Source organism: Nonomuraea sp. NPDC050786 (assembly GCF_040654115.1).
Taxonomy (GTDB): Bacteria; Actinomycetota; Actinomycetes; order Streptosporangiales; family Streptosporangiaceae; genus Nonomuraea.
Map to the genome: position 1 here is coordinate 102970 of NZ_JBFAHJ010000033.1, position 25835 is coordinate 128804.

General features: G+C 68.5%; 26 protein-coding genes, 2 tRNA genes and 1 riboswitch. Of the genes, 20 read left to right on the forward strand and 8 right to left on the reverse strand.

Going from position 1 to position 25835, the window contains the following annotated elements:
• Window positions 1-74: 74 nt before the first annotated feature.
• Window positions 75-695 (forward strand): disulfide bond formation protein DsbA, encoded by a 621-nt coding sequence (locus tag AB0H84_RS42620; RefSeq protein WP_357617697.1) that lies wholly within the window; start codon window positions 75-77, stop codon window positions 693-695.
• A gap of 126 nt (window positions 696-821) precedes the next feature.
• On the forward strand, window positions 822-2225 hold the full coding sequence (locus AB0H84_RS42625; protein ID WP_357617699.1) for an aldehyde dehydrogenase family protein: 1404 nt from the start codon (window positions 822-824) through the stop codon (window positions 2223-2225).
• A 39-nt stretch (window positions 2226-2264) separates the two neighbouring features.
• Here the strand turns inward: AB0H84_RS42625 and AB0H84_RS42630 are convergent, their stop codons facing one another.
• A complete protein-coding gene (locus tag AB0H84_RS42630) occupies window positions 2265-2996 on the reverse strand; it encodes an SDR family oxidoreductase (RefSeq protein WP_357617701.1) in 732 nt (243 codons plus the stop codon).
• A 9-nt stretch (window positions 2997-3005) separates the two neighbouring features.
• The gene (gene def / locus AB0H84_RS42635) at window positions 3006-3491 is read right to left on the reverse strand and encodes a peptide deformylase (protein ID WP_357617703.1); all 486 of its coding nucleotides are present in this window, start codon (window positions 3489-3491) and stop codon (window positions 3006-3008) included.
• Window positions 3492-3582: 91 nt separating this feature from the next.
• Between def and AB0H84_RS42640 the strand changes: the two genes are divergently transcribed.
• Window positions 3583-4050 (forward strand): ribose-5-phosphate isomerase, encoded by a 468-nt coding sequence (locus AB0H84_RS42640; RefSeq protein ID WP_357617705.1) that lies wholly within the window; start codon window positions 3583-3585, stop codon window positions 4048-4050.
• On the opposite strand, the gene AB0H84_RS42645 is transcribed toward AB0H84_RS42640, so the two are convergent.
• Window positions 4047-4193, reverse strand: a complete 147-nt coding sequence (locus tag AB0H84_RS42645) for a hypothetical protein (RefSeq protein WP_357617707.1) — start codon at window positions 4191-4193, stop codon at window positions 4047-4049. The two genes, AB0H84_RS42640 and AB0H84_RS42645, sit on opposite strands and share 4 nt — an antisense overlap.
• Window positions 4194-4208: 15 nt before the next feature.
• Window positions 4209-5438, reverse strand: a complete 1230-nt coding sequence (locus AB0H84_RS42650) for a GNAT family N-acetyltransferase (protein WP_357617709.1) — start codon at window positions 5436-5438, stop codon at window positions 4209-4211.
• 118 nt (window positions 5439-5556) lie between these two features.
• On the opposite strand from AB0H84_RS42650, the gene AB0H84_RS42655 reads away from it, so the two are divergent.
• The 3 genes from AB0H84_RS42655 to AB0H84_RS42665 all read left to right on the forward strand — a co-directional run bounded on the left by AB0H84_RS42655 (window position 5557) and on the right by AB0H84_RS42665 (window position 8629).
• Complete coding sequence (locus AB0H84_RS42655; RefSeq protein WP_357617710.1) at window positions 5557-6672, forward strand: PP2C family protein-serine/threonine phosphatase; 1116 nt, start codon at window positions 5557-5559, stop codon at window positions 6670-6672.
• 107 nt (window positions 6673-6779) lie between these two features.
• Window positions 6780-8087 carry a site-2 protease family protein gene (locus AB0H84_RS42660; RefSeq protein ID WP_357617712.1) on the forward strand — a complete coding sequence of 436 codons (1308 nt, stop codon included), beginning with the start codon at window positions 6780-6782 and terminating at the stop codon, window positions 8085-8087.
• A 50-nt stretch (window positions 8088-8137) separates the two neighbouring features.
• Window positions 8138-8629 (forward strand): ATP-binding cassette domain-containing protein, encoded by a 492-nt coding sequence (locus AB0H84_RS42665; RefSeq protein ID WP_357617714.1) that lies wholly within the window; start codon window positions 8138-8140, stop codon window positions 8627-8629.
• A gap of 76 nt (window positions 8630-8705) precedes the next feature.
• On the opposite strand, the gene AB0H84_RS42670 is transcribed toward AB0H84_RS42665, so the two are convergent.
• A tRNA-Pro gene (locus AB0H84_RS42670) sits at window positions 8706-8782 on the reverse strand.
• 89 nt (window positions 8783-8871) lie between these two features.
• On the opposite strand from AB0H84_RS42670, the gene AB0H84_RS42675 reads away from it, so the two are divergent.
• A tRNA-Gly gene (locus tag AB0H84_RS42675) sits at window positions 8872-8945 on the forward strand.
• Window positions 8946-9236: 291 nt separating this feature from the next.
• Here the strand turns inward: AB0H84_RS42675 and AB0H84_RS42680 are convergent.
• Window positions 9237-9557: an antibiotic biosynthesis monooxygenase gene (locus AB0H84_RS42680; protein WP_357617716.1), complete on the reverse strand. Its 321-nt coding sequence runs from the start codon at window positions 9555-9557 to the stop codon at window positions 9237-9239.
• Window positions 9558-9774: 217 nt separating this feature from the next.
• On the opposite strand from AB0H84_RS42680, the gene AB0H84_RS42685 reads away from it, so the two are divergent.
• Window positions 9775-10671 (forward strand): aminoglycoside phosphotransferase family protein, encoded by an 897-nt coding sequence (locus tag AB0H84_RS42685; RefSeq protein WP_357617745.1) that lies wholly within the window; start codon window positions 9775-9777, stop codon window positions 10669-10671.
• A 14-nt stretch (window positions 10672-10685) separates the two neighbouring features.
• Here AB0H84_RS42685 and AB0H84_RS42690 read toward each other — a convergent pair whose 3' ends face one another.
• Window positions 10686-11333: a class I SAM-dependent methyltransferase gene (locus AB0H84_RS42690; protein WP_357617718.1), complete on the reverse strand. Its 648-nt coding sequence runs from the start codon at window positions 11331-11333 to the stop codon at window positions 10686-10688.
• 34 nt (window positions 11334-11367) lie between these two features.
• On the opposite strand from AB0H84_RS42690, the gene AB0H84_RS42695 reads away from it, so the two are divergent.
• From AB0H84_RS42695 to AB0H84_RS42720, 6 genes are all read left to right on the forward strand, one after another.
• On the forward strand, window positions 11368-11949 hold the full coding sequence (locus AB0H84_RS42695; RefSeq protein WP_357617720.1) for a hypothetical protein: 582 nt from the start codon (window positions 11368-11370) through the stop codon (window positions 11947-11949).
• A 2-nt stretch (window positions 11950-11951) separates the two neighbouring features.
• Window positions 11952-12578, forward strand: a complete 627-nt coding sequence (locus tag AB0H84_RS42700; protein WP_357617721.1) for a uridine kinase — start codon at window positions 11952-11954, stop codon at window positions 12576-12578.
• A gap of 243 nt (window positions 12579-12821) precedes the next feature.
• Window positions 12822-13601, forward strand: a complete 780-nt coding sequence (locus AB0H84_RS42705; protein ID WP_357617723.1) for a DeoR/GlpR family DNA-binding transcription regulator — start codon at window positions 12822-12824, stop codon at window positions 13599-13601.
• Window positions 13598-14677, forward strand: coding sequence for a galactose-1-phosphate uridylyltransferase (gene galT / locus AB0H84_RS42710; RefSeq protein WP_357617725.1), 1080 nt, complete (start codon window positions 13598-13600; stop codon window positions 14675-14677). The genes AB0H84_RS42705 and galT overlap by 4 nt, the downstream gene beginning before the upstream one ends.
• A 64-nt stretch (window positions 14678-14741) precedes the next feature.
• A riboswitch (cyclic di-AMP (ydaO/yuaA leader) is annotated at window positions 14742-14882 on the forward strand.
• A 24-nt stretch (window positions 14883-14906) separates the two neighbouring features.
• Complete coding sequence (locus tag AB0H84_RS42715) at window positions 14907-15854, forward strand: hypothetical protein (protein ID WP_357617727.1); 948 nt, start codon at window positions 14907-14909, stop codon at window positions 15852-15854.
• A 36-nt stretch (window positions 15855-15890) separates the two neighbouring features.
• Window positions 15891-16391 carry a DinB family protein gene (locus tag AB0H84_RS42720; RefSeq protein WP_357617729.1) on the forward strand — a complete coding sequence of 167 codons (501 nt, stop codon included), beginning with the start codon at window positions 15891-15893 and terminating at the stop codon, window positions 16389-16391.
• Between the two features lie 44 nt (window positions 16392-16435).
• On the opposite strand, the gene AB0H84_RS42725 is transcribed toward AB0H84_RS42720, so the two are convergent.
• Window positions 16436-16912: an ATP-binding protein gene (locus tag AB0H84_RS42725; RefSeq protein WP_357617731.1), complete on the reverse strand. Its 477-nt coding sequence runs from the start codon at window positions 16910-16912 to the stop codon at window positions 16436-16438.
• 234 nt (window positions 16913-17146) lie between these two features.
• Here AB0H84_RS42725 and AB0H84_RS42730 point away from each other — a divergent pair, with 234 nt between their 5' ends.
• From AB0H84_RS42730 to AB0H84_RS42755, 6 genes are all read left to right on the forward strand, one after another.
• A complete protein-coding gene (locus tag AB0H84_RS42730; protein WP_357617733.1) occupies window positions 17147-18013 on the forward strand; it encodes a helix-turn-helix transcriptional regulator in 867 nt (288 codons plus the stop codon).
• A 199-nt stretch (window positions 18014-18212) separates the two neighbouring features.
• On the forward strand, window positions 18213-19607 hold the full coding sequence (gene tig / locus AB0H84_RS42735) for a trigger factor (RefSeq protein WP_357617734.1): 1395 nt from the start codon (window positions 18213-18215) through the stop codon (window positions 19605-19607).
• Between the two features lie 443 nt (window positions 19608-20050).
• Complete coding sequence (locus tag AB0H84_RS42740; RefSeq protein ID WP_357617736.1) at window positions 20051-20683, forward strand: ATP-dependent Clp protease proteolytic subunit; 633 nt, start codon at window positions 20051-20053, stop codon at window positions 20681-20683.
• Window positions 20684-20694: 11 nt separating this feature from the next.
• On the forward strand, window positions 20695-21318 hold the full coding sequence (locus AB0H84_RS42745; RefSeq protein ID WP_357617738.1) for an ATP-dependent Clp protease proteolytic subunit: 624 nt from the start codon (window positions 20695-20697) through the stop codon (window positions 21316-21318).
• A gap of 183 nt (window positions 21319-21501) precedes the next feature.
• Window positions 21502-22785 carry an ATP-dependent Clp protease ATP-binding subunit ClpX gene (clpX, locus tag AB0H84_RS42750; RefSeq protein WP_357617740.1) on the forward strand — a complete coding sequence of 428 codons (1284 nt, stop codon included), beginning with the start codon at window positions 21502-21504 and terminating at the stop codon, window positions 22783-22785.
• Window positions 22786-22864: 79 nt separating this feature from the next.
• Window positions 22865-25429, forward strand: coding sequence for a valine--tRNA ligase (locus AB0H84_RS42755; RefSeq protein ID WP_357617742.1), 2565 nt, complete (start codon window positions 22865-22867; stop codon window positions 25427-25429).
• The last annotated feature ends 406 nt before the right edge of the window (window positions 25430-25835 follow it).

Below are 25835 nucleotides of genomic sequence, written 5' to 3' on the forward strand. Positions count from 1 at the left end.
CCACTTCATCGAAGTTTGCCGGTATGTACCCGTGATGGGAATATGCCTTGGTCCACCTCAGGTTATGGCCCCACGTGACTGAAAAGATTCCCGTGGACCTGTGGTTCGATCCTGCCTGCCCCTTCGCATGGGTGACGTCACGGTGGCTTCTCGAAGTCGAGAAGGTACGCCCCATTGAGCCGCGCTGGCGCATCATGTCCCTCTTCGTGCTGAACGAGGACAAGGACATCCCCGACGAGTACCGAGAGTCGACCAGGCGTGCCATGGGCAACGTCCGTGTGGTGGCCGCGGCCGCGGCCAAGCACGGGGAGCAGGTCATCGGCCGGCTCTACACCGAGCTCGGCACCCTCCTCCACAACGAGGGCCTGAGCAAGGAGCCGGAGCGCCTGCGGGAGGTCAGGGAGCGCGCGCTCGAGGCCGCCGGACTCGAGAAGGAGCTCGCCGACGCCGCCGAATCCGAGGAGTGGGACGAGGCCATCCGCGCCTCGCACAACGAGGGCATCGACCTCGTCGGCCAGGAGGTCGGCACGCCGGTCATCCGCGTCGGCGACAACGCCTTCTTCGGTCCCGTGATCACCAAGATCATCCGGGGTGAGGACGCGGGCAAGCTCTGGGACGGCGTGCTGGCCGTCACGTCCTTCGACGACTTCTTCGAGCTGAAGCGCAGCCGGACAAAGCGCCCGCAATTCGACTGATCATCTCATTTCCGGGGTCAATCATCGTACGCTGACGGAAGAACGCTGCTTGCGGTGTAAGAGTCTTCTCCCTTGATCGGGGCGAGACCTTACGCCGCGTCCTGACGTGCTGACAGGATGGTGGGTATGCGTCAGCTGTACATCGGCGGCTCCTGGACCGCTTCCGCGTCGGACGAGTTCATCGAGGTCGTCAACCCGGCCACGGAAGAGATCATCGACCGGGTGCCCGCGGGGTCCCCCGACGATGTCGAGGTCGCCGTGGCAGCTGCCAGGAGAGCCTTCCCCAGCTGGGCCGACCTGGCCGCCTCGGAGCGCGGCAAGCTCCTCGGCGCCGCCGCCGAGCTGCTGAAGCAGCGCTCCGAGGAGATCGCCAAGACCATCGCGACCGACATGGGGGCGCCGCTGGGCTTCGCGCTCAAGGTGCAGACGCTCATGCCGGCCACCGTGCTGTCCTCCTACGCCGAGCTGGCCGAGAGCCACCCCCGCGAATCGCGCGTCGGCAACTCGCTGGTGGTCAAGGAGCCGATCGGGGTGGTGGCGGCGATCACCCCGTGGAACTACCCGCTGCACCAGATCGTGTGCAAGGTGGCCCCCGCGCTGGCCGCGGGCTGCACCGTGGTGCTCAAGCCGAGCGAGGTGGCGCCGCTGGCGGCGTACGCGCTGGCGGAGATCTTCGCCGAGGTGGGGCTGCCCCCGGGCGTGTTCAACCTGGTCAGCGGGCGTGGCCCGGTCATCGGCGAGGCCATGGCCGCCCATCCCGAGGTGGACATGGTCTCCTTCACCGGCTCGACCGCCGCCGGCCGCAGGGTGGCCGCGCTGGCCGCCGAGTCCGTCAAGCGGGTCGCGCTCGAGCTCGGGGGCAAGTCGGCGAACATCATCCTCCCCGACGCCGATCTGGCGCTGGCCGTCAAGGTCGGCGTGGCCAACTGCTTCGTCAACGCCGGCCAGACCTGCTCGGCGTGGACCCGCATGATCGTCCACCGCGACCAGTACGACGAGGCCGTCGGGCTGGCCGTCGAGGCGGCGCGCGGTTACCGCGTCGGCGACCCGTTCGACGAGTCGACCAGGATCGGCCCGCTGGTCTCCGCCACCCAGCGCGACCGCGTGGTCCGCTATGTCAACCGGGGCCAGGAGGAGGGCGCGAGGCTGGTGGCAGGGGGCACCGAGCGGCCGCACGACCGCGGCTACTACGTCGAGCCCACGGTGTTCGCGGCGGTGGAGCCCGGGATGACGATCGAGCAGGAGGAGATCTTCGGGCCCGTGCTCTCGCTGATCCCGTACACGACCGAGGACGTCGCCGTCCAGATCGCCAACGGCACGAAGTACGGCCTGGCCGGAGCCGTCTGGTCGGGCACCGAGGAGCGCGCGGTCGCGGTCGCCCGGCGGCTGCGGACGGGGCAGGTGTCCATCAACGGCGGCCGGTTCAACCCTCTGGCGCCGTTCGGCGGCTACAAGCAGTCGGGGGTGGGGCGCGAGCTGGGCGAGCAGGGCCTGGAGGAGTACCTCGAGACCAAGGCCCTGCAGCTCTGACCACCGCCGTTGTGGTGGGCAGGGCGCGCCCGGGGACGGTCAGACGAGCAGGCCGCCGCTGGCGGTCAGGTTCTGGCCGGTGATCCAGCGCGAGTCGGGCCCGGCCAGGAAGGCGACCACGGACGCGATGTCGTCGGGCTGCCCGAGCCGCTGCAGCGCCGTGAGCGCCGCGGTCTGCGCCAGCGCCTCCGGCGGATTGGTGCCGCGCAGCAGATCGGTGTCGGTGGCGCCGGACGAGACCGCGTTGACGGTGATCCCCCGCACGCCGAGCTCCCGCGCCGCCACCTTGGTGAACTGCTCGACGGCCCCCTTGCTGCCGCAGTAGAGCGTCAGGGCCGGCGCGGGCACCTGGGTGTTGAGCGTCGAGATGTTGACGATGCGCCCGCCGTCGCGCATCACCTGCGCGGCCCACTGCATGGCGAGGTAGACCGCGCGGGTGTTGACCGCGAACACCCGCTCGTACTCCTCGTCCGTGACCTCCGCCATGGGCTTCTGCCCGAGCATGGCGACGGCGTTGTTGACCAGGATGTCGAGCCCGGGCAGCCGCGACTCGGCCTCCCCGAACAGCCGCGCCAGATCCTCCTTGCTGCCCAGATCCGCCTGTACGGCGTGCGCGCCCGTCTCCTTGGCGACCTGCTCGGCGGCCTCCGCCGAGCGCTCGTAGCAGAAGACCACCTCTGCTCCCTCGGCGGTGAGCCGCTCGACGATGGCCCTGCCGATGCCTCTGGATCCCCCTGTGACCAATGCGCCTTTGCCGGAAAGTATGCTCATTCGCCCAACCTATGCTCTGAGCATGATCTTGCGCGCCTCGTTTCGTGGCAGGCGATCGACGTACAGCTTGCCGTCCAGGTGCTCGGTCTCGTGCTGGAAGCAGCGTGCCAGCGAGCCGCGGGCCTTGATCCGTACCGGGCGCTGGAGCCTGTCGACGCCCTCGACGGTCACGCCCGCCGCCCGCCCGACCGGGGCGTAGATCGGCTGGCGCGTCTGGCGGTCGGGGACGGACAGGCAGCCCTCCTCGTCCAGCACCTCTTCGTCGTCGTCGACGGTGAGCACGGGGTTGATCACGTGGCCCTTGCGGCCGGCGATGTCGTACACGAACAGCCGCCGCGACACGCCGATCTGGGGGCCGGCCAGGCCCACGCCGTTGACCGCGTACATGGCCTGGAACATCTCGTCGATCAGCCGGCGCAGCTCGCGGTCGAAGTCCGTCACCGGATCGGCGGGCGTGCGCAGCACCGGATCGCCGATGACGCGGATCTCACGCATGGGTCTCTGCTTTCGTAAGGAGTGGACAACGCTCGGGGTCCTTACTCTAGCCAGCGAGTGCCATCGGCGGGGCCTGTGGAAGACTGGGCGGGTGCGTGTCTACATCGGTGCCGACCATGCCGGCTATGAGCTCAAGAACCACCTCGTGTCCTGGCTCAAGGACCACGGTCACGAGGTGACCGACTGCGGTCCTTTCGTCTACGACCCCGAGGACGACTATCCGGCGTTCGTGCTGCGCGCGGCCGAGGGCGTCGCGGGCGACCCCGCGAGCCTGGGGGTGGTGATCGGCGGCTCGGGCAACGGCGAGCAGATCGCCGCCAACAAGGTACGCGGCATCCGCGCGGCCCTGGCCTGGAGCGAGGAGACGGCCAAGCTGGCCCGCGAGCACAACAACGCCAACGTGGTCAGCGTCGGCGCGCGCATGCACTCCGTCGAGGAGGCCACCAGGTTCGTCGAGGTCTTCCTGGCCACGACCTTCTCCGGCAGCGAGCGGCACAGCAGGCGCATCGCGCAGCTGACCACGTACGAGACGATCGGCCAGCTGCCCTCGATGCCCTAACCCTTGCGCTTGGCGTCGCGCTTGGGCATCTCGTCGCGCAGGGGCCGCCGGTCGGCGGCCTCCTGCTGCTCCGTCGACGGCCTGGACACGTCGCGGGCGCGCATGGCGATGGTCGCGGTGATCGGCAGGCTCTGCAGTGCCATGCGTTCGACTCTACGTCAGAACACCAGACCCGCCCACGGTTTCGGGCTCCATGACATCGCGGTGGCCAGCGCGCGCACCGAGCCGGTGGAGCGCTCGCGGAGCAGGCCGGCCTCCAGCGACTCGGTGAGCATGCCGGCGCCCAGGTACGCCGAGCCGAGCGCGGCCACCGGCAGCGTCACGTCCGGCTCGTCCTCGACCGGCTTGCACTCCGAGCCCGTCGGGTCGGCGGTGAGCCGCCAGCGCCCCGCGTTCCACGGGCACACCTCGTCCTCGACCTCGATCACCACGTCCACGGCCGCCGAATAGGCGCGCGAGGTCAGCGCCTTGTCGACCTCCACGAGGCGTACCCACAGCTCGTCGAACACTCGCGCGCGGAGCTGGCGCTGGTCGGCGAGGAGCGCGATCAGGGGGTCGTCCACCGGTCTGGCGCCCGAATCGACCGTGGAGACCAGGTCGCGGTCAAGGACGCCGCGCCAGAGCAGTGCGTAGGCCGCCGGGTCGGTCGCCTCCAGCTCCGTCAGCTTCAGCTGTCCGGCGGGGATGCCGTCGGCGTCCCAGCTCCCCTTGACGCGGAACAGCGCGTAGCCGCGCGGGCCGCCGCCGTCCTCGGCGAGGAGGCAGCGCAGCGGCCCGTCCCCGCGCTGGTCGGCGTCCTCGTCGGCCAGGACGTCGTCCCAGATCGAGGGCCCGCGGTCGTAGCGTCCAGGCCGCCGGGCCGCCACGGAGACGAACAACGTCTCCAGGTCCGCGCGTACGTCGGCCGGCTCGGCCACCCGCATCCGGAGCGACGGGTCCGCCGGAGCGTTCCCGACGAATGCGGAGCGGGTCTTGTCGATGCGGAACAACAGGCTCTGTGAGGCACGGCCGTAGCCGTACCTGCCGTAGATGCCCGCCTCGGAAGCGGACAGGGCGGCCACGCTCTCGCCGCGCTCACGGATGTCGGCGAGCTGCCTGCGCATCAGCGCGGACAGGACGCCGCGGCGGCGGTGCGAGGGCAGCACGCCGACGCTCGTCACGCCCGCGACGGGCAGCCGGCCTCCGGGCACCGTCATGGTGAAGCTCATGACGGCGGCGACCCCCACGGCCAGGTCGCCGTCGAAGGCCGCCAGAGTGCGGTCGAACTCGGTCTGGGCCTTCCACCGCTCCGCCTGCTGCGGGTGTGGCCTGAAGTTGAACCCTTCATCGAGCACCCGCGTGTACGCCGGCCACTCGGATTCGTCAATCGGACGGATCGGGTACGTCATTCGTCCACGGTAGGAGCGGGCAAAGGGGTAGAGCCACCCAATATCCGTGCTTAATGATCAAGGCATTGGTCAAGTGGGCTGCCCAAACACGGGTCAGACCGATACAGTCAGGGCCATCATGAGTTCCCGTCCGGCGCCGCTGATCCCGCCACGGGTCCGTGCGGTCCTGGCGCGGGTGCCCTTTCTGGTGGCTGCTGTGCGGTTCGTCCGTCGCGGACCGTTGGCCCGTGACCGCAACCTGCTCATCACGCTGGCCACGCTGGCGCTGGTCATCGGGTTCCTGGCGGCGAAGGTCTCGACCGAGTGGTTCTCGCCGTCGCTGCTCATCCTGGTCACGCTGGTCGGCGGGCTCCAGCTCCGGCTGCGCAGCCTGATCAAGCTGCTGGTGGCGGTCGGGCTCGCGCTCGGCTACATCGCGATCACGCTGGGCGTGGCGCGCATCGGGCTGGGGCTCATGGTGACGGTCGGGTTCACCACGGTGCTCGCCCTGCTGATGGCCCGCACCAGGGGCAAGCTGGGCGTTCAGGGGCTGCGTGGCGACGCGATGCTGCTGGAGCTGCGCGACCGGCTCAAGAGGCAGGGCGAGCTGCCCCCGATGCCCAAGGACTGGGGCGCCAAGGTGGTGCTCAAGCAGGCGGGCGGCTCCTCGTTCGGCGGCGACTTCCTGGTCTCCATGCGTGACGGCAACTCCGTCGAGATCGCGCTGGTCGACGTGTCCGGCAAGGGGGTCGACGCGGGCACCAGGGCGCTGCTGCTGTCGGGCACGTTCGGCGGGCTGCTGGGGTCGGTCGACGACTTCCTGCCCGCGTGCAACACGTACCTACACCGGCAGCGGGGCGACGAGGGGTTCGTGACCGCGGTCCATCTCCGCCTCGACCTCGACACCGGCGACTACACGATCACCTCCGCCGGGCATCCGCCGGTGGTGAAGTTCGACGCGGGCACCGGAAACTGGCAGGTCGCCTCGGCCAAGGGCGTGGTGCTCGGCGTGGTGCCCGATCTGCACTGCGAGCCCGACAGCGGCACCCTGCGCAAGGGCGACGCGCTGCTGCTGTTCACCGACGGGCTGATCGAGCAGCCGGGCCGCGACATCGACGCGGGGCTCGACCGGCTGCTCGGGGAGGCGGAGCGGCTGCTGCCCTCGGGGTTCCGCGACGGCGCGAGGGCGCTGGTGAACGCCATGGCCTCGGGGCACAACGACGACTGCGCGCTCGTGCTGATCTGGCGGCCATAGGTTTGATGCCGTAAAAGGCGCAGAGCCGTGACAGGCGGCCCGTTCGACTACCCTGGGGCTGTCGGACCTTCGTCCGCCCCCTGTCGTCGGCTACGGAGCGCGCATAGATGAACTGGCTCTATCTCGTGGGGATCGTCATCTTCCTGCTCGGGCTGATGTTCTCCATCGCCTTGCACGAGATCGGCCACCTGGTGCCCGCCAAGATCTTCGGGGTGAGGGTGACCCAGTACATGGTCGGCTTCGGCGCCACGGCCTGGTCGCGGCGGAAGGGCGAGACCGAGTACGGCATCAAGTGGATCCCGCTCGGCGGCTACATCCGGATGATCGGCATGCTCCCGCCACGCCCTGGCGACGACCCCGGCAAGCTCAGGAGCACCTCGACGGGGCCGTTCCAGGGCCTCATCGAGTCGGCCCGCGACGCCGCGCAGGAGGAGGTCCGCCCGGGCGACGAGGACCGGGTCTTCTACCGGAAGAAGTGGTGGCAGAAGGTCATCATCATGTCCGGCGGACCGGCGATGAACTTCGTGCTCTCGTTCATCTTCTTCAGCATCCTGCTGGTCGGCATCGGCCTGCCCACCTGGGCGCCGATCGTGTCGCCCCAGACCCACACGTGCGTGATCCCGATGTCCGAGCAGCGCAACGCGTGCAAGCCCACCGACAGACCCACGCCGGCCGCCCAGGCGGGCATGAAGCCCGGCGACCGCATGGTCTCCTTCGACGGCCAGAAGATCAACTCGTGGGACGACGCCACGCGCCTGATCCGCTCCCACGGCCCCGGCCCCGTCGCGCTCGGCATCGTCCGCGACGGCAAGGCGATGACGCTCAACGTCACGCTCATCGCCCAGGACCGGCCCAACCTCCAGGACCCGCAGAAGATCGACAAGAACGTCGGCTTCCTCGGCGTCCTGCCGACCGAGGTCATGCAGCAGCAGAGCATCGGCCAGGTGCTCGGCTACATGGGCGAGCTGACGGGCCGGGTGGCCGGCTCGATCATCAACCTGCCGCAGAAGATGGTCGGCGTCTGGCACGCGGCCTTCTCGGGCGAGAAGCGCGACCCCGAGGGCCCGGTCGGCGTCGTCGGCGCGGGCCGCATGGGCGGCGAGATCCTCGCCTCCGACCAGCTCTCCAACGAGAAGAAGATCGCCATCTTCGTCAACCTGCTGGCCGGCTTCAACCTGGCGATCGGCATGTTCAACCTCATCCCGCTGCTGCCGCTGGACGGCGGCCACATCGCCGGCGGGCTGTGGGAGGCACTCAAGCGGGCGTACGCGAAGATCATGCGACGGCCGGAGCCCGGTTACGTGGACATCGCCAAGGTGCTGCCGCTGACGTACGCGATCGCGTTCGTCATGATGATCATGGCGGGCCTGCTGGTCTACGCCGACCTGGTCAACCCGCTCACACTGACGGGCTGACGGCTCCGCGGACACCCTGGAGCGGCTGGATCGCCGATAAGGTCCGAGCTGTGCCCGCATCCCCCAAGCGCCGCCTCCTGGGCGACCTGCGCAGGATCCACGAGATCGCGGAGGCCGCCGAGAGGGGCGGCGCCGCCCAGGTCTTCGCCCGCCTGCCGGAGGGGGAGGAGACCCGGCTCGGCAAGGCCCTGGGAGACGGCGTCGAGCTCTCCGGCGGCCAGTGGCAGAAGATCGCCCTGTCACGGGCGTTCATGCGCCCCACGCCGCTCCTGGCGGTGCTCGACGAGCCGACAGCCGCACTCGACGCGGCCGGCGAGTACGAGGTCTACCAGCGGTACGCGGAGGCGGCCAAGGAGTGGCAGCAGGCGACCGGCGGGATCACCCTGCTGGTCTCACACCGCTTCGCCACCATCCGGATGGCCGACCTGATCGTCGTGCTGGACGGCGGGCGGATCACCGAGTGCGGCACGCACGCGGAGCTCATGGAGCTCGCGGGCCGGTACGCCCGCCTGTACGACCTCCAGGCGTCCGCCTACCGGTGATTCGCCGCCGGATTTCCACGACAACCGCATTCAGCCCATCAAAAGGCCCCTTCCAGATCGGAAGGGGCCGTTGAGCTGGTCGGGGCGACAGGATTTGAACCTGCGACTTCTTGCTCCCAAAGCAAGCGCGCTGCCAAGCTGCGCCACGCCCCGCCTCGCCGAGTGCGCATACGCTCCGGGACTCCGGTACGCTTACGCCCTGACGACCGGATGAAGTCTAGACCAGAGTTCGACCGGTTCGCGCGGACGTAGCTCAATGGTAGAGCCCTAGTCTTCCAAACTAGCTACGCGGGTTCGATTCCCGTCGTCCGCTCCACAGGCGAAAGGCCAGGTCAGCCCCATGAGGCGACCTGGCCTTCGTGATCTCCGCTACTTCTTCCCGATCTTCCGTGCCCGATGCCCTTTTTCCATGCTCCTTCCGTGCCCCGTTCAGCGCCTTGCCGAGCGCCTGTGCGATGGCCTGGTCGCAGTCCTGCGTGGCGTGCTGGTAGATCAGTGCCGCCCGCTGGAGGAGCGCCTCATACGGGTCACATCCAAGACCGGCCTCCGCGTGGATCTCCGGCTCCGGGGGCAGCATCGTAGGTGGCCGCGGTATGGGCGGATCGAATCAGTGGTCGTCGCCGCGTAGGTCGATGGTGACCTCGTGGTGGGTGACGCGTTCGTCCCATCGGGTCAGAGCGCGGCGGGCTGTCTCTTCGACCACGGCTTGCTCGGGGTCCTCGCCGGCGAACGCGCGTACGTCGTCCATGCTGGTGAAGAATGTGATGGAGGTGAACATCACCTCGTCGCCGTCGTGGTGGCGGAGCAGGCGGGCACCGCAGAAGCCGGGGACTTGCTGGAGGTGTTCGGCTACCTCGGTTCTGTAGTGGTGCTGGTAGTCGTCGGCTGTGGCTTTCGAGGCCCATCCTCGCCATGTCCGCGCGATCATCGCTGTACCTGGCCCCTTCCGTGGCTTGCTGGTGGCATCAGGCCGCCCTGGCGGCGCTGTCGGTGGTTCTCGCACGATCAGTCTGCCGCGCGCAAACGCGCTCCGGCGCGGACCAGGGAGACGAGGTGGGGGTGCGTTCACGGCGTGCCGACTGCCGCCTTACGGCGAAAAGGCGTTGCAGGAGAAGGCTGAGACGCGGAACGCTTCCGGCGTGAAGATGCACGCCGACCAGCTGACGGTGTCACCGGAGACGGTACGCACATTGGTGGATGAACAGTTCCCTGAGTGGCGGAGCCTGCCGATCGCAGGCGTCGCCGCTCATGGGACGGTCAACGCCATTTTCCGCATCGGCGACCGCTTCGCAGCACGGTTCCCTCTACAGGCCGGGCACGTCGACTCAACTCGGCGCTGGCTGCGGGCCGAAGCCGAAGCAGCCCGCGAGCTGGCAGGTCGCACGCGGTTCCCCACGCCCGAGCCCGTCGCGCTCGGTGAGCCCGGCGCGGGATACCCGCTCCCGTGGTCGGTGCAGATGTGGCTGTCCGGCGCGGTGGCCACCGACGAGGACCCGAGCGAGTCGGTCGCGTTCGCCCACGACCTGGCTGATCTCATCAACGGCCTGCGCGCAATCGATACACGTGGCCGCACGTTTGCCGGCAAAGGCCGGGGAGGCGACCTGCAATCCCATGACGCGTGGATGGAGACGTGTTTCAAGCACAGCGAACAACTCCTGGACGTTCGCCGGTTTCGCCAGATATGGACAAATCTTCGAAGTCTGCCGCGCACATCCGCCGACGTGATGACTCACAGTGACCTCATTCCCGGAAACGTGCTGGTTTCCGCTGGTCGGCTGGCTGGGATTCTTGATGTCGGCGGCTTCGGGCCGGCTGACCCTGCTCTGGATCTTGTGAGTGCGTGGCATCTGCTCGAGGCCGGGCCGCGGCAGGTGCTCCGCCAAGACCTCGCGTGCGACGACCTTGAATGGGAGCGAGGCAAGGCGTGGGCCTTCGAACAGGCGATGGGCCTCGTCTGGTACTACCTGGAAACCAATCCGCCCATGAGTCAGATGGGTCAGCGAACCCTGGAACGCATCCTGGCAGACCAATCGCAATGTTGAGGTTCCGATCCGGATCACCGTTTGCGGGCCAGCAGTTGCACGGCTTGCGACGGGTGACCGTTCATCGTGACCACGGAGATCCTGCGCTCTTCCAGGAGGCCGAAATCACGCAGAAGGGTGTGTAGCTCGGCTATGTCATGGTGTCGCACCACCGCGCCGTCATCGGTGGCGAACACCCCGTACGGGGTCCTGAACCGCTGGGCATAGGCGGCATAGCGGTCCCGGTTCCGCTCGTCGTCCTGGAGCACCATGTCGCTGATGTAGAGGAGCCCGCCGGGTGCCAGGACGCGGATGAGTTCGGCGATGAGCGCCCGCTGTGCCTCGTCGTCGGGAATGCACGTCAGCACCGCGAACAGCAGCACGGCGTCGAAGCTCGCCGGCGAGTACGGCAGGCTGGGCGGCGAGTCCAGCACCGCGAGACGCAGGTCAGGGTGTGACTGTCGGCCACGGGCGATCAGAGCGGGCGACAGGTCCACGCCGGACACGTCGGAGAAGCCGTGCCCGCTCAGCTCGGCCATGACGCGGCCGTAGCCGCAGCCGTAGTCGAGGATCCGCGCCTCCCGGCTCACGGTCGCCAGCCAGTCGAGGTTCACCGGATGAGTGAACGTCTTCTCGGCTCCGACGGTGTCCCAGTACGCGATCTGACGACCAAGATCTTTCATGGCGGCACAGTACAAGAGCCCTATACTCCGGGGAATGGTGCCAGAGACGGTCTTCGGGGTCCCCACGCGGCACGAGGGCGACCCTGAGCGGGTGGCCGTGCTCCTGCCGGGTGCCGCGTACGTGCCGGCCCGCCCCCTTCTCCACTTCGCCCGCGTGGTGCTCGCGCAGCACGGCTGGACCGTGCAGGAGGTCTGGTGGGAGCCGCCCGCGGGGGACGACCTGGCCGAACGCCAGGCATGGGTCATCGAGCGGGCACGGGAGGCGGTGGCGGCCGAGAGCGCCGGTCAGGTGCTCCTGGTGGGCAAGTCGCTCGGCACGCTCGCCGCACCCGTCGCCGCCGAACGGCGTCTGCCCGCCATCTGGCTCACGCCGTTGCTCACCGTCGACTCCGTCGCCGGGGCGCTGCGGCGGAGCGAGGCTCCCACGCTGCTGGTGGGCGGGACGGCCGACAAGGTGTGGGACGGAGAGGTCGCACGGGGTTTGGGGCACCCGTACCTCGAGGTGCCGGACGCCGACCACGGCATGGAGATCTTCGGCGACCCGGTCGGCTCGGCCCAGGTGCTCAAGGACGTGGCGGGGGCCATGCACCGGTTCGTGGCGGGGCTGCGCGCCTAGGCATGCGCTGGCGACCGATCTCCCGTGACGCCCTCGTCGAGGAACTGGCCGAGAGGGTCGCCGCGCGCCAGGGGTGGGTGCGGGTGGCCGTGGACGGCGCGCCGGCCGCGCGTCCCGGGGCGCTGGCCGACGAGCTCGTCGCGCCGCTGCGGCTGCGCGGGCGGCCCGTGCTGCGGGTGTCGGCGGGCGACTTCCTGCGGCCCGCGTCGCTGCGGCTGGAGCACGGCAGGACCGACCCGGACGCCTTCTACGAGGACTGGCTCGACGCCAAGGCGCTCACGAGGGAGGTCCTGGAGCCTCTGGACCCGGGCGGCTCCGGGCAGGTGCTGCCGCGGCTCTGGGACAGCCGCGTCGATCGGGCGTACCGGGCGCCGTACCAGGAGCTGCCCCCGGGAGGGGTGGTGATCGTGGACGGGACGCTGCTGCTGGGGCGGGGGCTGGCGTTCGAGCTGACCGTGCACGTGTGGCTGTCGGCGGGGGCGCTGGGGCGCGGGACGGCCGAGGACGAGCTGTGGCGGCTGCCCGCGTACGAGCGGTACGAGCGGGAGACGCGACCTCAGCAGGCCGCCGACGTCGTGGTCAGGGCCGATCACCCGAACAGGCCGGCACTTCTGGTCAACGAGAGCTGATCACGGGTGGCCGCCGCGAGGCGGCCACCCGGTCAACGCGCCGTGGGGCGCTTGCCGTGGTTGGCCTTCTTCTTCTTGCGTGCCTTGCCCTTGCGTGCGCGCCTGGCCATAGCTCGCCTCCGACGATCGGCTGGAACCCAGAGCCTCTCTCGCCGCGATGACCTGCGCAAGCGCACCACGCGAACTCACATTCCCGAACAATTCCGTGTCATAATTTGGTGGAATCTGTTGGAAGGAACGGGCGTGCTCGCACAACAGCGTCAGCAGACGATCCTCGAACGCGTGCGCAGCAACGGCGGCGTCCGGGTGGCGGACCTCGTCCGCGAGCTCGGCGTCTCCGACATGACGATCCGCCGCGACCTCGAGGTGCTGGCCGAGCGCGGGCTGCTGGAGAAGGTGCACGGCGGTGCCACGGCACTCGGCCCCGGCTCGACCGAGGAGCCGGGCTTCACCGCCAAGTCGGCCCGCCAGCAGGAGGAGAAGGAGGCCATCGCGCGGCGCGCGGCCGGCCTCGTCAGGCCGGGCACGGCCGTCGCGCTCTCGGCGGGCACCACCACGTGGGCGCTGGCCCGCCACCTGATCGGCGTCCCCGAGCTGACGGTGATCACCAACTCGATCCCCGTCGCCGACGTCTTCCACCGCAACCCGCGCTCGGACCGTACGGTCGTGCTGACCGGCGGCGTACGTACGCCGTCCGACGCCCTGGTGGGCCCGGTGGCCGTGGCGGCGATCCGCCGCCTGCACGTGGACACGCTCTTCCTCGGCGTGCACGGGATGAGCGCACGGGCCGGGTTCACCACGCCGAACCTGCTGGAGTCGGAGACCGACAGGGAGCTGGTGGCGGCCGCCGGCAGGCTGGTCGTCCCCGCCGACCACACCAAGTGGAACACCGTCGGCATCAGCACGATCGCCGAGCTGGGCGAGGCCGACGTGGTCATCAGCGACGCGGGGCTGCCCGAGGACGCACGCACGGAGCTGGCCGAACGGGCCGGAGAACTGATCATCGCGGAGGGCTCGCCTTGAAACGCACCATCACCCATCTGGCCGACGGCCGGGAGCTGATCTACTTCGACCGGCGTGACGACGCCGACAGGAGCGCGCTCGACCGGCGGACGCTCGACCCCCGGCCGGTGGCCTCGGAGCTGCGCTACGACCCGCTGACCGAGGAGTGGATCGCGATGGCGGGGCACCGGCAGACGCGGACGTTCCAGCCGACGGGCTCGGCGAGCGAGTGCCCGCTCTGCCCGTCGTCGGACACGCGGTCGTCGGAGATCCCGGCGTACGACTACGACGTGGTGGTGTTCGAGAACCGCTTCCCCTCCTTCTCCGGAAATTTCGGTACCTATCAGGATGTGGGCGGTTTGAGTGAGGTCCGTCCGGGGGCGGGGAGGTGCGAGGTGGTCTGCTTCACCTCTGAGCACTCGTCCTCCTTCTCCAAGCTCTCCGACGACCAGGTCGGGCTGGTCATGGAGGCGTGGGCCGACCGCACGGCCGAGCTGTCCGGGATCGAGGGCGTGGAGCAGGTGTTCTGCTTCGAGAACCGGGGCGAGGAGATCGGCATCACGCTCGCCCACCCGCACGGCCAGATCTACGCCTACCCGTACGTCACCCCCAGGACCAAGCTCCAGCTCGACGCCGCCAGGCGCTACACGAAGGGCAACCTGTTCGCCGACGTGCTGGCCGCCGAACGGGCCGAGGGGACGCGGGTGGTGGCCGCCAACGAGTTGTGGACGGCGTTCGTGCCCGCCGCCGCGCGCTGGCCGTACGAGGTGCACATCTACCCGCACCGGCAGGTGCCCGATCTGGCCGCGCTGTCGGAGGAGGAGCGCTCGGCGTTCGCGCCGCTCTACACCTCGGTGCTGCGGGCCTTCGACGGCCTGTTCGGCGTCGTGATGCCGTACATCTCGGCCTGGCACCAGGCGCCCGTGCGGCGGGACCGCGATCTCGCTTACCTGCACCTGGAGCTGTTCAGCATCAGGCGGGCGCCGGGGAAGCTCAAGTTCCTGGCCGGGTCGGAGTCGGCCATGGGAGCTTTCGTGAACGACGTGCTGCCGGAGGAGGCCGCGCGTATGCTTCGATCACAAGTAGATCACTATTAGATTGCTAGTTAGGGTCGCATTACTCGTGATCTACCACTAGCATCCCTTTTGCACCGGTTGTCACCACCGTTGCGCGCCTAATCCCGGGCGTGTCGCCCGGGAGCCGGGGACCCACCTAGTTCTGGGGTGAGTCCGACCACGTGTCGGTAGGGCACCTCCGCGCCCGAACCCGTCAGCTAACCCGGCCGGCAGAGGGAGAGGATCATTCCACGTGGCGGCTGTGTCCCGCGTGTCCCCCGTGACTCTGGCCATCGGCCTCATCACCGCCGCCGCCGTCGCCCTCCTCCCGGCGACCGCGGCGTCGGCGGCCCCCAAGCCGTCGGAGGCGCAGCTCCGCGCCCAGCTCAAGCAGCTCAACAGCAAGGTCGACAAGCTCATCGAGAAGTACAACCTCAAGCGCGTAGAGCTCGCCAAGGCGCAGCAGGCCGCCAAGGCCGCCAAGGAGCGCCTGGCCGTCGCGGAGCAGACGCTGGCCGCGGCCGAGCAGCGGGTCGCCGACATCGCCAGCATGCGCTACCAGAACCACGACCCCTCGGTGCCCGCCGTCCTGCTCTCGGCCAACGGCGGCGGCGCGGCCCTGCTGGAGCAGCTCACGGCCGAGCAGCAGGCCGTCGTGCAGGGAGTGGCCAAGGCCCGTGACGACAAGAAGAGCGCCTCCGACCAGGCCGCCGCGCTCGCCGTCCAGATCGGCGCGGACGCGAAGGAGGTGTCCGCGCAGCGGGACGAGGCCCAGGACGTCATCGACGACATCCAGAAGAAGCTCAAGGACCTGGTGCCGTTCGGTCCGGGCCGCAACGCGAACGGCAGCTGGGCGCCGGAGCTGCCCACGGGCTCGGACAACATCACGGCCCGTACGCGGCTGATGAAGGCGGAGGTGGCGAAGAACTTCAAGCTGCCGTACGAGGTGGGCTGCTTCCGCTCGGGCTCCAGCGGCGAGCACCCGCTGGGACGGGCCTGCGACTTCATGATGAGCACCGGCGGCACGACGCCCTCGGCCGCCAACAACGCCCTGGGCGACCGCATCGCGGCGTGGGCGCTCGCGAACCAGGGCAAGCTCGGGGTCAAGTACGTGATCTGGAAGCAGCGCATCAACATGGGCTCGGGCTGGCGGGCCATGGCGGACCGCGGCAGCATCACCGAGAACCACTACGACCACGTGCACATCTCCATGAACTGAACGCGCTCCGGCCGCCTCCAGATAGGGTCAAACCCCATGAACGACTCCCGGATACCCCCGCCGCTCACCGGCGACGAGCGCACCGTGCTGAACAACTGGCTCGAGTGGCACCGGGCCACCCTGGCCTTCAAGTGCGCCGGCCTGTCGGACGAGCAACTGCGCCTGCGCTCCGCCCCGCCCTCGACGCTGTCCCTGCTCGGGCTGGTGAGGCACCTGGCGCACGTCGAGCGCGTCTGGTTCCGCCGCGTGCTGAACGGCGAGGACCTCCCCAAGCTCTGGGACAAGGACCGCGACAACGACGCCGACTTCAACGACGTGGACACCGCCTCGGTCAAGGAGGCCTTCGCGACCTGGGAGGAGGAGATCGGGCACGCGCGCGCCATCTCGGCCGCCAAGCCGCTGGACGCCGTCGGCGACCGCAACGGCCAGGACTGCACGCACCGCTGGATCCTCGTCCACGTGATCGAGGAGTACGCCCGGCACAACGGCCATGCCGACCTGCTACGCGAGCTCATCGACGGGGCGATCGGAGAATGACGGCCCGACGGCGGAGCGATCCCGGCTCCGCCGTGACAACTGAATCAGGGTTCGGTGCGGAACAGGGCCCAGACGGCCTTGCCGCCGCGGGCGAGGGGGTCCCAGCCCCAGCACTGGCTGTACGTCTCGACGATGTAGAGGCCGCGCCCGTTCTCCGAGATGAAGTCCGGCTCCTTGGGGCGCGGCACCTCGTCGCTCGGGTCCGCCACGGCCAGCAGCACGTGCGGCTGTACGCGCATCAGCAGCAGCTCGATCTCACGCCGTCCCGCCGCGTACATCGCGTAGCGGACCGCGTTGGTGACCAGCTCCGACACCACCAGCGCCGCGTCGTCGCCGAGCTCGTGCAGCCCCCACTTCCGCAGGGTCGAGCGGGTCACGTCCCTGGCCGTCTTCACGGAGTCGGCCTGAAAGGGCAGCGGGCACGCGGTGGTGTCCGGCTTCCCGCCCATGAGCAGGCAGTCGAAGCCCACCTCTCGAGTGATCTGCAGAGCATCGGCAGTGGCCAGAGGGTCCTCCACCATGCCGCCGATACCTCCCCGTTCAGCCCGAGTTAGTGCATGTTTGGCCCAATATGCACTAAGCCATCATGGGTCACGATCGCTGCAGCTGCAAGACCCAAATGCACGTGCAGTTGCATTGTGCAGCAGCAAGCGGCGTTTTGGGGCGTTGGTCTCCTAATCCGGACACGAGGTTGAGACCTTGTCATACCCGGCAATGTGGTGTCACTGTGTGTGCGGACCTTGATAGGAGGCAAAGTGACGCAGAACCAGCCGGGTTCCGGACCGACGGCGCTGCGCATCCTCCTGGGCTCCCAGCTGCGCAAGCTCAGGGAAGCAAAGAACGTCACTCGTGAGGAGGCCGGCCACCTCATCCGGGGCTCGGAATCCAAGATCAGCCGCATGGAGCTGGGCCGAGTGGGGTTCAAAGAACGCGACGTGGCGGACCTGCTGACCCTGTACGGGGTCGTCGACAAGGAGGCCCGCGCCGCCGTACTCGACCTGGTCGCCACCGCCAACGAGCCGGGCTGGTGGCACCGGTTCAACGATGTCCTGCCCACGTGGTTCCAGGCGTACGTCGGCCTTGAAGAGGCCGCCGCCCGGATCAGGACCTACGAGGTCCAGTTCGTGCCGGGACTCTTGCAGACCAAGGAGTACGCAAGGGCCGTCGTGACCGCCGGATCGGCGGGCATCGGGGCCGAGGAGATCTCCAGGAGGGTGGATCTCCGGCTGGAGCGCCAGCGGATGTTCGAGAGGCCGGACGGGCCCGTCTTCTGGGCCGTCATCGACGAGGCCGCGCTACGGCGACCCATAGGCGGCGTCGAGGTGATGCGGGCCCAGATCGAACACCTCATCGAGCTGATGCGCCAGCCCAAGATCACGATCCAGATCATGCCGTTCAGCTTCGGCGGGCACAGCGCGGAGGGCGGCGCGTTCAGCATCCTGCGCTTCCCGGACCCCGACCTGCCCGACGTCGTCTATGTCGAGCAGCTGGCCAGCGCGCTCTACCTCGACAAGCGTGAGGACGTGGACCGATACACCGAGGTGATGGAGCGGCTCTGCGCCGTGAGCACCACCCCGGACGAGACGGTCGGGCTGTTGCGGACCATCGCGGACGAGTTCTGACGGCAGGCCACGCATGATCGTGGACGACTTGTAGCGGTGAGGGCGTCGTTGTTGGGTATGCATCTGCCCTAGACTGGCCTTCGGCGTTGGATCCCGCCGCGGCGGAGCATGCCCAACACCGCTCATGTGGGCGCGGCGCGTGAGCCGTACCGATGGACGCGCCCGCGATCACTCGTAGCTTGATCAAGGAGACCATTCCGTGAAGACCGCTGTCGAGGAGCTAAGCCCGACCCGGGTCAAGCTCACTGTCGAGGTGCCGTTCGACGAGCTGCGCCCCAGCATGGATGCGGCGTACAAGAAGGTCGCGCAGCAGGTGCGCGTCCCCGGGTTCCGGCCTGGCAAGGTTCCGGCCCGCATCATCGAGCAGCGCTTCGGCCGGGCGGTGGTGCTGGAGGAGACCCTCAACGACGCGGTGCCCAAGCTGTACGGCAAGGCCGTCGACGAGGTCGACGTGTTCCCGGTCGCCCAGCCCGACATCGAGGTCACGAAGATCGACGACGGTGAGCAGATCGAGTTCACCGCCGAGGTCGACATCCGGCCCAACTTCGAGGTGCCCGACTACCAGGGCCTCGAGATCACGGTCGACTCCGCCGAGGTCTCCGACGAGGACGTCGACAAGCAGCTCGACGCGCTGCGCCAGCGCTTCGCGACGCTGACCGGCGTCGAGCGCGCGGCCGCCAACGGCGACTTCGTCGTCATGGACCTCCGCGCCGAGATCGACGGCAACAACATCGAGGAGCAGCAGGCCAGCGAGGTCTCCTACGAGGTCGGCGCCGGCTCCGTGCTCCAGGGCCTCGACGCCGCGCTCGAGGGCATGTCCGCGGGCGAGGAGAAGAGCTTCAAGACCGAGCTGGTCGGCGGCGAGAACGCCGGCGAGGAAGCCGACGTGATCATCACCGTCAAGTCGGTCAAGGAGAAGGTCCTGCCCGAGCTGGACGACGAGTTCGCCCAGCTCGCCAGCGAGTTCGACACGCTCGACGAGCTCAAGGCCAGCATCCGCGAGCAGGCCCGCCGCAACAAGCTGATCGACCAGGTCGTCCAGTCCCGCGAGAAGGCCCTCGACACGCTGCTCGAGCAGATCGACATCCCGCTGCCGGAGAGCGCGCTCAAGGCCGAGGTCGACGCCCGCAAGCACAACCTCGACCACCAGATCGCCGAGAGCGGCCTGAGCCGCGACGCCTTCTTCCGCCTCTACCAGACGACGGAGGAGGAGCGCTTCGACGAGTTCGAGAAGAACTCCGCGCGTGCGCTCAAGGTCGGCTTCGTGCTCGACAAGATCGTCAAGGCCGAGGAGCTGGGCGTCTCCGAGCAGGAGCTGACCAACTTCGTGGTGCGCCGCGCCATGGAGATGGGCGTGCAGCCCAACGAGCTGGCCAAGCACCTGGCCGACAACGACCAGCTGACGCTGGCCATGGTGGAGATCGTCCGCGACAAGGCCAAGGCCGTCCTGGGCGACGCCGCCAAGGTCGTGGACAGCGACGGCAACGAGGTGGACCTCAAGGCCATCTACACCGAGCTCAACGGTGAGGAGGTCGTGGAGGAGGAGCCCGCGTCCGACGACTCCGCGGCCGACGAGGACAAGCAGGAGGCGTAGCCTCCGCCGCCGCCGGCACGGGCCTCGGGGTCCGCGCCGTGGTGAAGTGCGGTCCTGAGCCCCCGAACCATCCGGTTCGGGGGCTTCGCCTTTTCCTCAGGTTCCTCAGGTTCCTCAGGGCAGGCGCGGGACTCCCGGCGCCCAGCGTCCACGGGCGCGGCTACGCGCTCGTCCGCCTCCCCCGCAGGGGAACCGGGGGCAGGCAGGCCGTACGGCGGCTTCAGAGGGCCCGTGGGGACCTGGAGCGGTAGCGGGCCGGCGACCGCGGTCAGCCGGACTTCGGGGGACGGAATGGGCGAGGTCGGGCGGAGAATGGCAGACGGAGGCCTGTCCGAACCTGCGCCGTCAGCGAACAGTACGGGGGACCGGGCATGAGCTATGCGCGGCGCGCGTTAAGGTCACAAGCAAAGCCAATCGATTACGACGCATCGGAAGGTGACGCTGTGACCAGCCCGCCGACCTTCTATCAGCCTGAGTCTCGAGGCCGTGAGAACGGCTCCGCCTTCCGGCTTGAAGACCAGCTTTACCAGCGCCTGCTCCGGGAACGCATCATCGTGCTGGGGCAGGAGGTCAACGACGAGATCGCCAACCGGATCTGCGCCGAGCTGCTGCTGCTCGCGGCCGACGACCCCAACCGCGACATCACGCTTTACATCAACTCGCCGGGCGGCTCGGTGAGTGCAGGCATGGCCATCTACGACATGATGGAGTATGTGCCGAACGACGTCTCCACGGTCGTGATGGGCATGGCCGCCTCCATGGGGCAGTTCCTGCTCACCGCGGGCGCCAGGGGCAAGCGTTACGCCCTGCCGCACGCCAGGGTCATGATGCACCAGCCGTCGGGCGGCATCGGCGGTACCGCCGCCGACATTGCCATCCAGGCCGAACAGATGCTCTACGTGAAGAAGACGCTCGCCGAGCGGATCGCTTTCCACACCGGCCAGCCGCTGGAGCAGATCGAGGCCGATTCCGACCGCGACCGCTGGTTCACGGCCGAGGAAGCCAAGGACTACGGCTTCATCGATCACGTGGTGCGCAGCGCGCGGCAGGTGCCCTCGCAGGGCCCCGTCTCTTAGGGGGAGCTGAAGTGGATATCAACAGCCGCTACATCATTCCGGAGTTCACGGAGCGCACCTCTGTCGGTGTGAAGACCCACAACCCGTACACCAAGCTCTTCGAGGACCGCATCATCTTCCTCGGAGTGCAGATCGACGACGCGTCGGCCAACGACGTGATGGCCCAGCTGCTGACGCTGGAGTCGCTCGACCCCGACCGTGACATCAGCATCTACATCAACTCGCCGGGTGGTTCCTTCACCGCCATGACGGCGATCTACGACACGATGCAGTTCGTCCGGCCGGAGATCCAGACGGTCTGCCTGGGCCAGGCGGCCTCGGCGGCGGCCGTGCTGCTGGCCGGCGGCACCCCGGGCAAGCGGTTCGCGCTGCCCAATGCCCGGGTGCTGATCCACCAGCCGTCCACCGAGGGCGGCGGCCAGGGCAGCGACATCGAGATCCAGGCCCGCGAGATCCTTCGCATGCGCAATCTCCTCGAGGAGATCGTGGCGAGGCACTCGGGCAAGACCACTGCCCAAGTCCGCAAGGACATCGAACGCGACAAAATTCTCAACGCGGACGAGGCAAAGGCGTATGGTCTGATCGATGACATCATCCCGTCCAGGAAGAAGCGAGCTCAGGCCGTAGCTTCCTGACGAGACGTGACGCACCGGGGCGCTGCCCAATAGGGCACGTTCCGGTGCGACTCGCCGCTAGGGGGCTCACTGAGGGCCCAGAAGACGGTAACGTCGAAACCTGAGCGGTTCGGCCTAGTCCGGAGGATGTCCGGAGACACTGCTCGCGGCAGCAGGGCGGTCCCACGCAAAGGAGTATCTGGGGTGGCACGCATCGGCGACGGGGGAGACCTGCTGAAGTGCTCTTTCTGCGGAAAGAGTCAGAAGCAAGTCAAGAAGCTCATTGCCGGGCCAGGCGTCTACATCTGCGATGAGTGCATTGATCTCTGCAACGAGATCATCGAGGAGGAGCTCTCCGAGTCCTCCGAGCTCAAGTGGGACAACCTGCCCAAGCCGAGGGAGATCTACGAGTTCCTCGACGCCTACGTCATCGGTCAGGACAAGGCGAAGAAGGCCCTCTCGGTGGCGGTCTACAACCACTACAAGCGGGTGCAGTCCGGTGACCGGGGCAGAGACGACGGCCTGGAGCTGGCCAAGAGCAACATCCTGCTGCTCGGCCCGACGGGCTCGGGCAAGACACTGCTGGCACAGACCCTGGCGAAGATGCTCAACGTGCCCTTCGCCATCGCCGACGCCACCGCGCTCACCGAGGCGGGCTACGTCGGCGAGGACGTGGAGAACATCCTCCTCAAGCTCATCCAGGCCGCCGACTACGACGTCAAGAAGGCCGAGACCGGCATCATCTACATCGACGAGGTCGACAAGATCGCCCGCAAGAGCGAAAACCCGTCGATCACGCGCGACGTCTCGGGCGAGGGCGTGCAGCAGGCGCTGCTGAAGATCCTGGAGGGCACCACGGCCAGCGTGCCGCCGCAGGGCGGCCGCAAGCACCCGCACCAGGAGTTCATCCAGATCGACACGACCAACGTGCTGTTCATCTGCGGTGGCGCGTTCGCCGGTCTGGAAAAGATCATCGAGGCGCGCATCGGCCGCAAGGGCATCGGCTTCAACGCCATCATCCGCTCGAAGGAAGAGGTCGACACGGCCGACATCTTCGGCGACGTGATGCCGGAGGACCTGCTGAAGTTTGGCATGATCCCCGAGTTCGTCGGGCGTCTGCCGGTCATCACCTCGGTGCACAACCTCGACCGCGAGGCGCTCATCCAGATCCTCACCGAGCCGCGCAACGCGCTGGTCAAGCAGTACCGCAAGCTCCTCGAGCTCGACGGGGTCGAGCTGGAGTTCACCGACGGCGCTCTCGAGGCCATCGCCGACCAGGCGATCCTGCGCGGCACCGGCGCTCGCGGACTGCGCGCCATCCTGGAAGAGGTGCTGCAGTCCGTCATGTACGAGGTGCCGTCGCGCCAGGACGTCGCCCGGGTGGTCATCACCCGCGAGTCCGTGCTCGAGCACGCGATCCCGACGCTCGTACCCCGCGACCAGCTCGCCGCCAAGCAGCAGCGCACGCCGCGGGAAAAGTCCGCCTGATCTTTCACCCATCGGCAAGCGCCCCGCGGAGACGATCCCTGGGGCGTTTTGCTTTCCCACTTCCTTAGAATGGGTCACCGTGACAACGCCAGAGCTGCCCACCCAGTACACCCCGGCCGACGTCGAGACCCGAAGCTACGAGCGATGGGTATCCGAGGGCTACTTCACCGCCGACCCGGGCAGCTCGCGCGTGCCGTACAGCATCGTCCTGCCTCCGCCCAACGTGACAGGTGTCCTGCACATCGGCCACGCGCTCGACCACTCCATCCAGGACGCGCTGACGCGGCGCGCCCGCATGCAGGGGCGCGAGACGCTCTGGCTCCCCGGCATGGACCACGCCGGCATCGCCACCCAGAACGTCGTCGAGCGCGAGCTGGCCAAGCAGGGCAAGTCGCGGCACGACCTCGGGCGCGAGGCGTTCGTGGAGCGGGTCTGGGAGTGGAAGGAAGAGTCCGGCGGCCGGATCCTCGGCCAGATGCGCAAGCTCGGCGACGGCGTCGACTGGTCGCGCGAGCGGTTCACGATGGACCCAGGGCTCTCGCGGGCCGTGCAGACCATCTTCAAGAAGCTGTTCGACGAGGGGCTGATCTACCGCGCCGAGCGGATCATCAACTGGTGCCCGCGCTGCCTGACCGCGCTCTCCGACATCGAGGTGGAGCACAGCGAGGACGAGGGCGAGCTGGTCTCGATCCGCTACTCCGACGAGATCGTGGTGGCCACCACGCGCGCCGAGACCATGCTCGGTGACACGGCCGTGGCCGTCCACCCTTCGGACGAGCGGTACGCGCACCTGGTCGGCACGATGGTGGAGGTGCCGCTGACGGGCCGCATGATCCCCGTGGTCGCCGACGAGCACGTCGACCCGGCCTTCGGCACCGGCGCGGTCAAGGTGACCCCCGCCCACGACCCCAACGACTTCGAGATCGGGCGGCGCCACTCCCTGCCGTCGCTGACCGTCATGGACGAGCGCGGCGTCATCACCGCGCACGGCCCGTTCCAGGGGCTCGACCGCTTCGAGGCCAGGCCCGCCGTCGTGGCGGCGCTGCGTGCCGATGGGCGGATCGTCGCGGAGAAGCGCCCCTACCTCCACTCGGTCGGCCACTGCTCGCGCTGCAAGACCGTCGTCGAGCCCAGGCTCTCGCTGCAGTGGTTCGTGAACGTCGGACCGCTGGCCAAGGAGGCGGGCGACGCCGTTCGCGACGGCCGCACCCGCATCCACCCGCCGGAGCTGGCCAAGCGCTACTTCGACTGGGTCGACGACATGCACGACTGGTGCATCTCCCGCCAGCTCTGGTGGGGTCACCGCATCCCGGTCTGGTACGGGCCGGACGGTGAGGTCGTGTGCGTGGGCCCCGACGAGGACCCGCCCGCCGGCTACACGCAAGACCAGGACGTGCTCGACACCTGGTTCTCCTCGGCGCTGTGGCCGTTCTCGACGCTCGGCTGGCCGGACGCGACGCCCGAGCTCGAGCGCTTCTACCCGACCTCCGTGCTGGTCACCGGCTACGACATCCTGTTCTTCTGGGTCGCCAGGATGATGATGTTCGGGCTGTACGCGATGGACGGCGAGCCGCCGTTCCGCACCGTCGCGCTCCACGGCATGGTCCGCGACCAGTACGGCAAGAAGATGTCCAAGTCGTTCGGCAACGTGGTCGACCCGCTCGACTGGGTCGAGCGCTTCGGCGCCGACGCCACCCGATTCACCCTGCTCCGCGGTGCCAACCCCGGTGCCGATGTCGCGGTGAGCGAGGAGTGGGCGGCCGGTTCCCGCAACTTCTGCAACAAGATCTGGAACGCCACGCGGTTCGCCCTGATGAACGGCGCGGCCGTGGGATCGCTGGAAGGAGCCGAGCTCACGGCGGCCGACCGCTGGATCCTGTCGCGGCTGCAGGCCGTGGTGGGGGCCGCCGACGCGGCCTTCGAGGAGTTCGAGTTCGCCAAGGCGTCCGACCTGCTCTACCACTTCGCCTGGGACGAGGTCTGCGACTGGTACCTGGAGCTGGCCAAGATCCAGCTCGCCGAGGGGCTCGAGCACACCCGGCTGGTGCTCGGCCATGTGCTCGACGCGCTGCTGCGGCTGCTGCATCCGCTGGTGCCGTTCGTGTCCGAGGAGCTGTGGCGGGCCGTGACGGGCGGCGAGTCGATCGTCGTGGCGCCGTGGCCGGCGGTGGACGCCCGCTACACGGACGCCTCGGCCGAGGCGGAGATCGAGGCGCTGCAGGAGCTGGTGACCGAGGTCCGCAGGTTCCGCTCGGATCAGGGGCTCAAGCCGGGCCAGAAGGTGGCCGCCCGGCTCGGGCTGGCTGGCACTCCGCTGGCCGGCCAGGAGACCGCGATCCGCGTGCTGCTGCGCCTCACCGAGCCGGCGGAGTCGTTCAGCGCGACGGCCAGCTTCTCGGTGGGCGGGGTGACCGTGGAGATCGACACCGCGGGCGCCATCGACGTCCAGGCCGAGCGCAAGCGGCTGGAGAAGGACCTGGCGGCCGCGCGCAAGGAGGCCGCTCAGGTGTCCGCCAAGCTGAACAACGAGCAGTTCATGGCCAAGGCGCCGGAAGCGGTGGTGGCCAAGGTCAGGGAGCGGGCTGAGCAGGCGTCCGCGGACATCGCGCGCCTCGAGGCTCAGCTCGCCGGGCTCGGTGTTTGAACCATACGTACGCGGGGAAGGTCCATTCGTTACCTAAGATGGACCTCCGACGCCGTCGGGGCTGCTATCGTTTTCCATGTCGGGCGGATAGCCCAACAAACCCCTCTGATGATCCCCGATCTTCGGGCTGTCCGGCCTCGCGGTTGGACAAAGCGCGAAAGTTGGAGTAAGTTAGCAGGGTTGCCTCGGAGAGAGGCGAGTCCGGAAGCTCCCGGATCGGGCGGTTTGACAAGGATCGTCCGGATCGAGTAGACTGAAGGAAATGAAATGTGCGCCTGGCGCACCGGGGTCCTAGAGATTCCGGTGGGCTTGTACGCGTCCGTTTCTTGAGAACTCAACAGTGTGTTAAAAGCCAGTGCATGAGATAGATACATGCATGACCCCGTCATGATTGACGGATATTGCT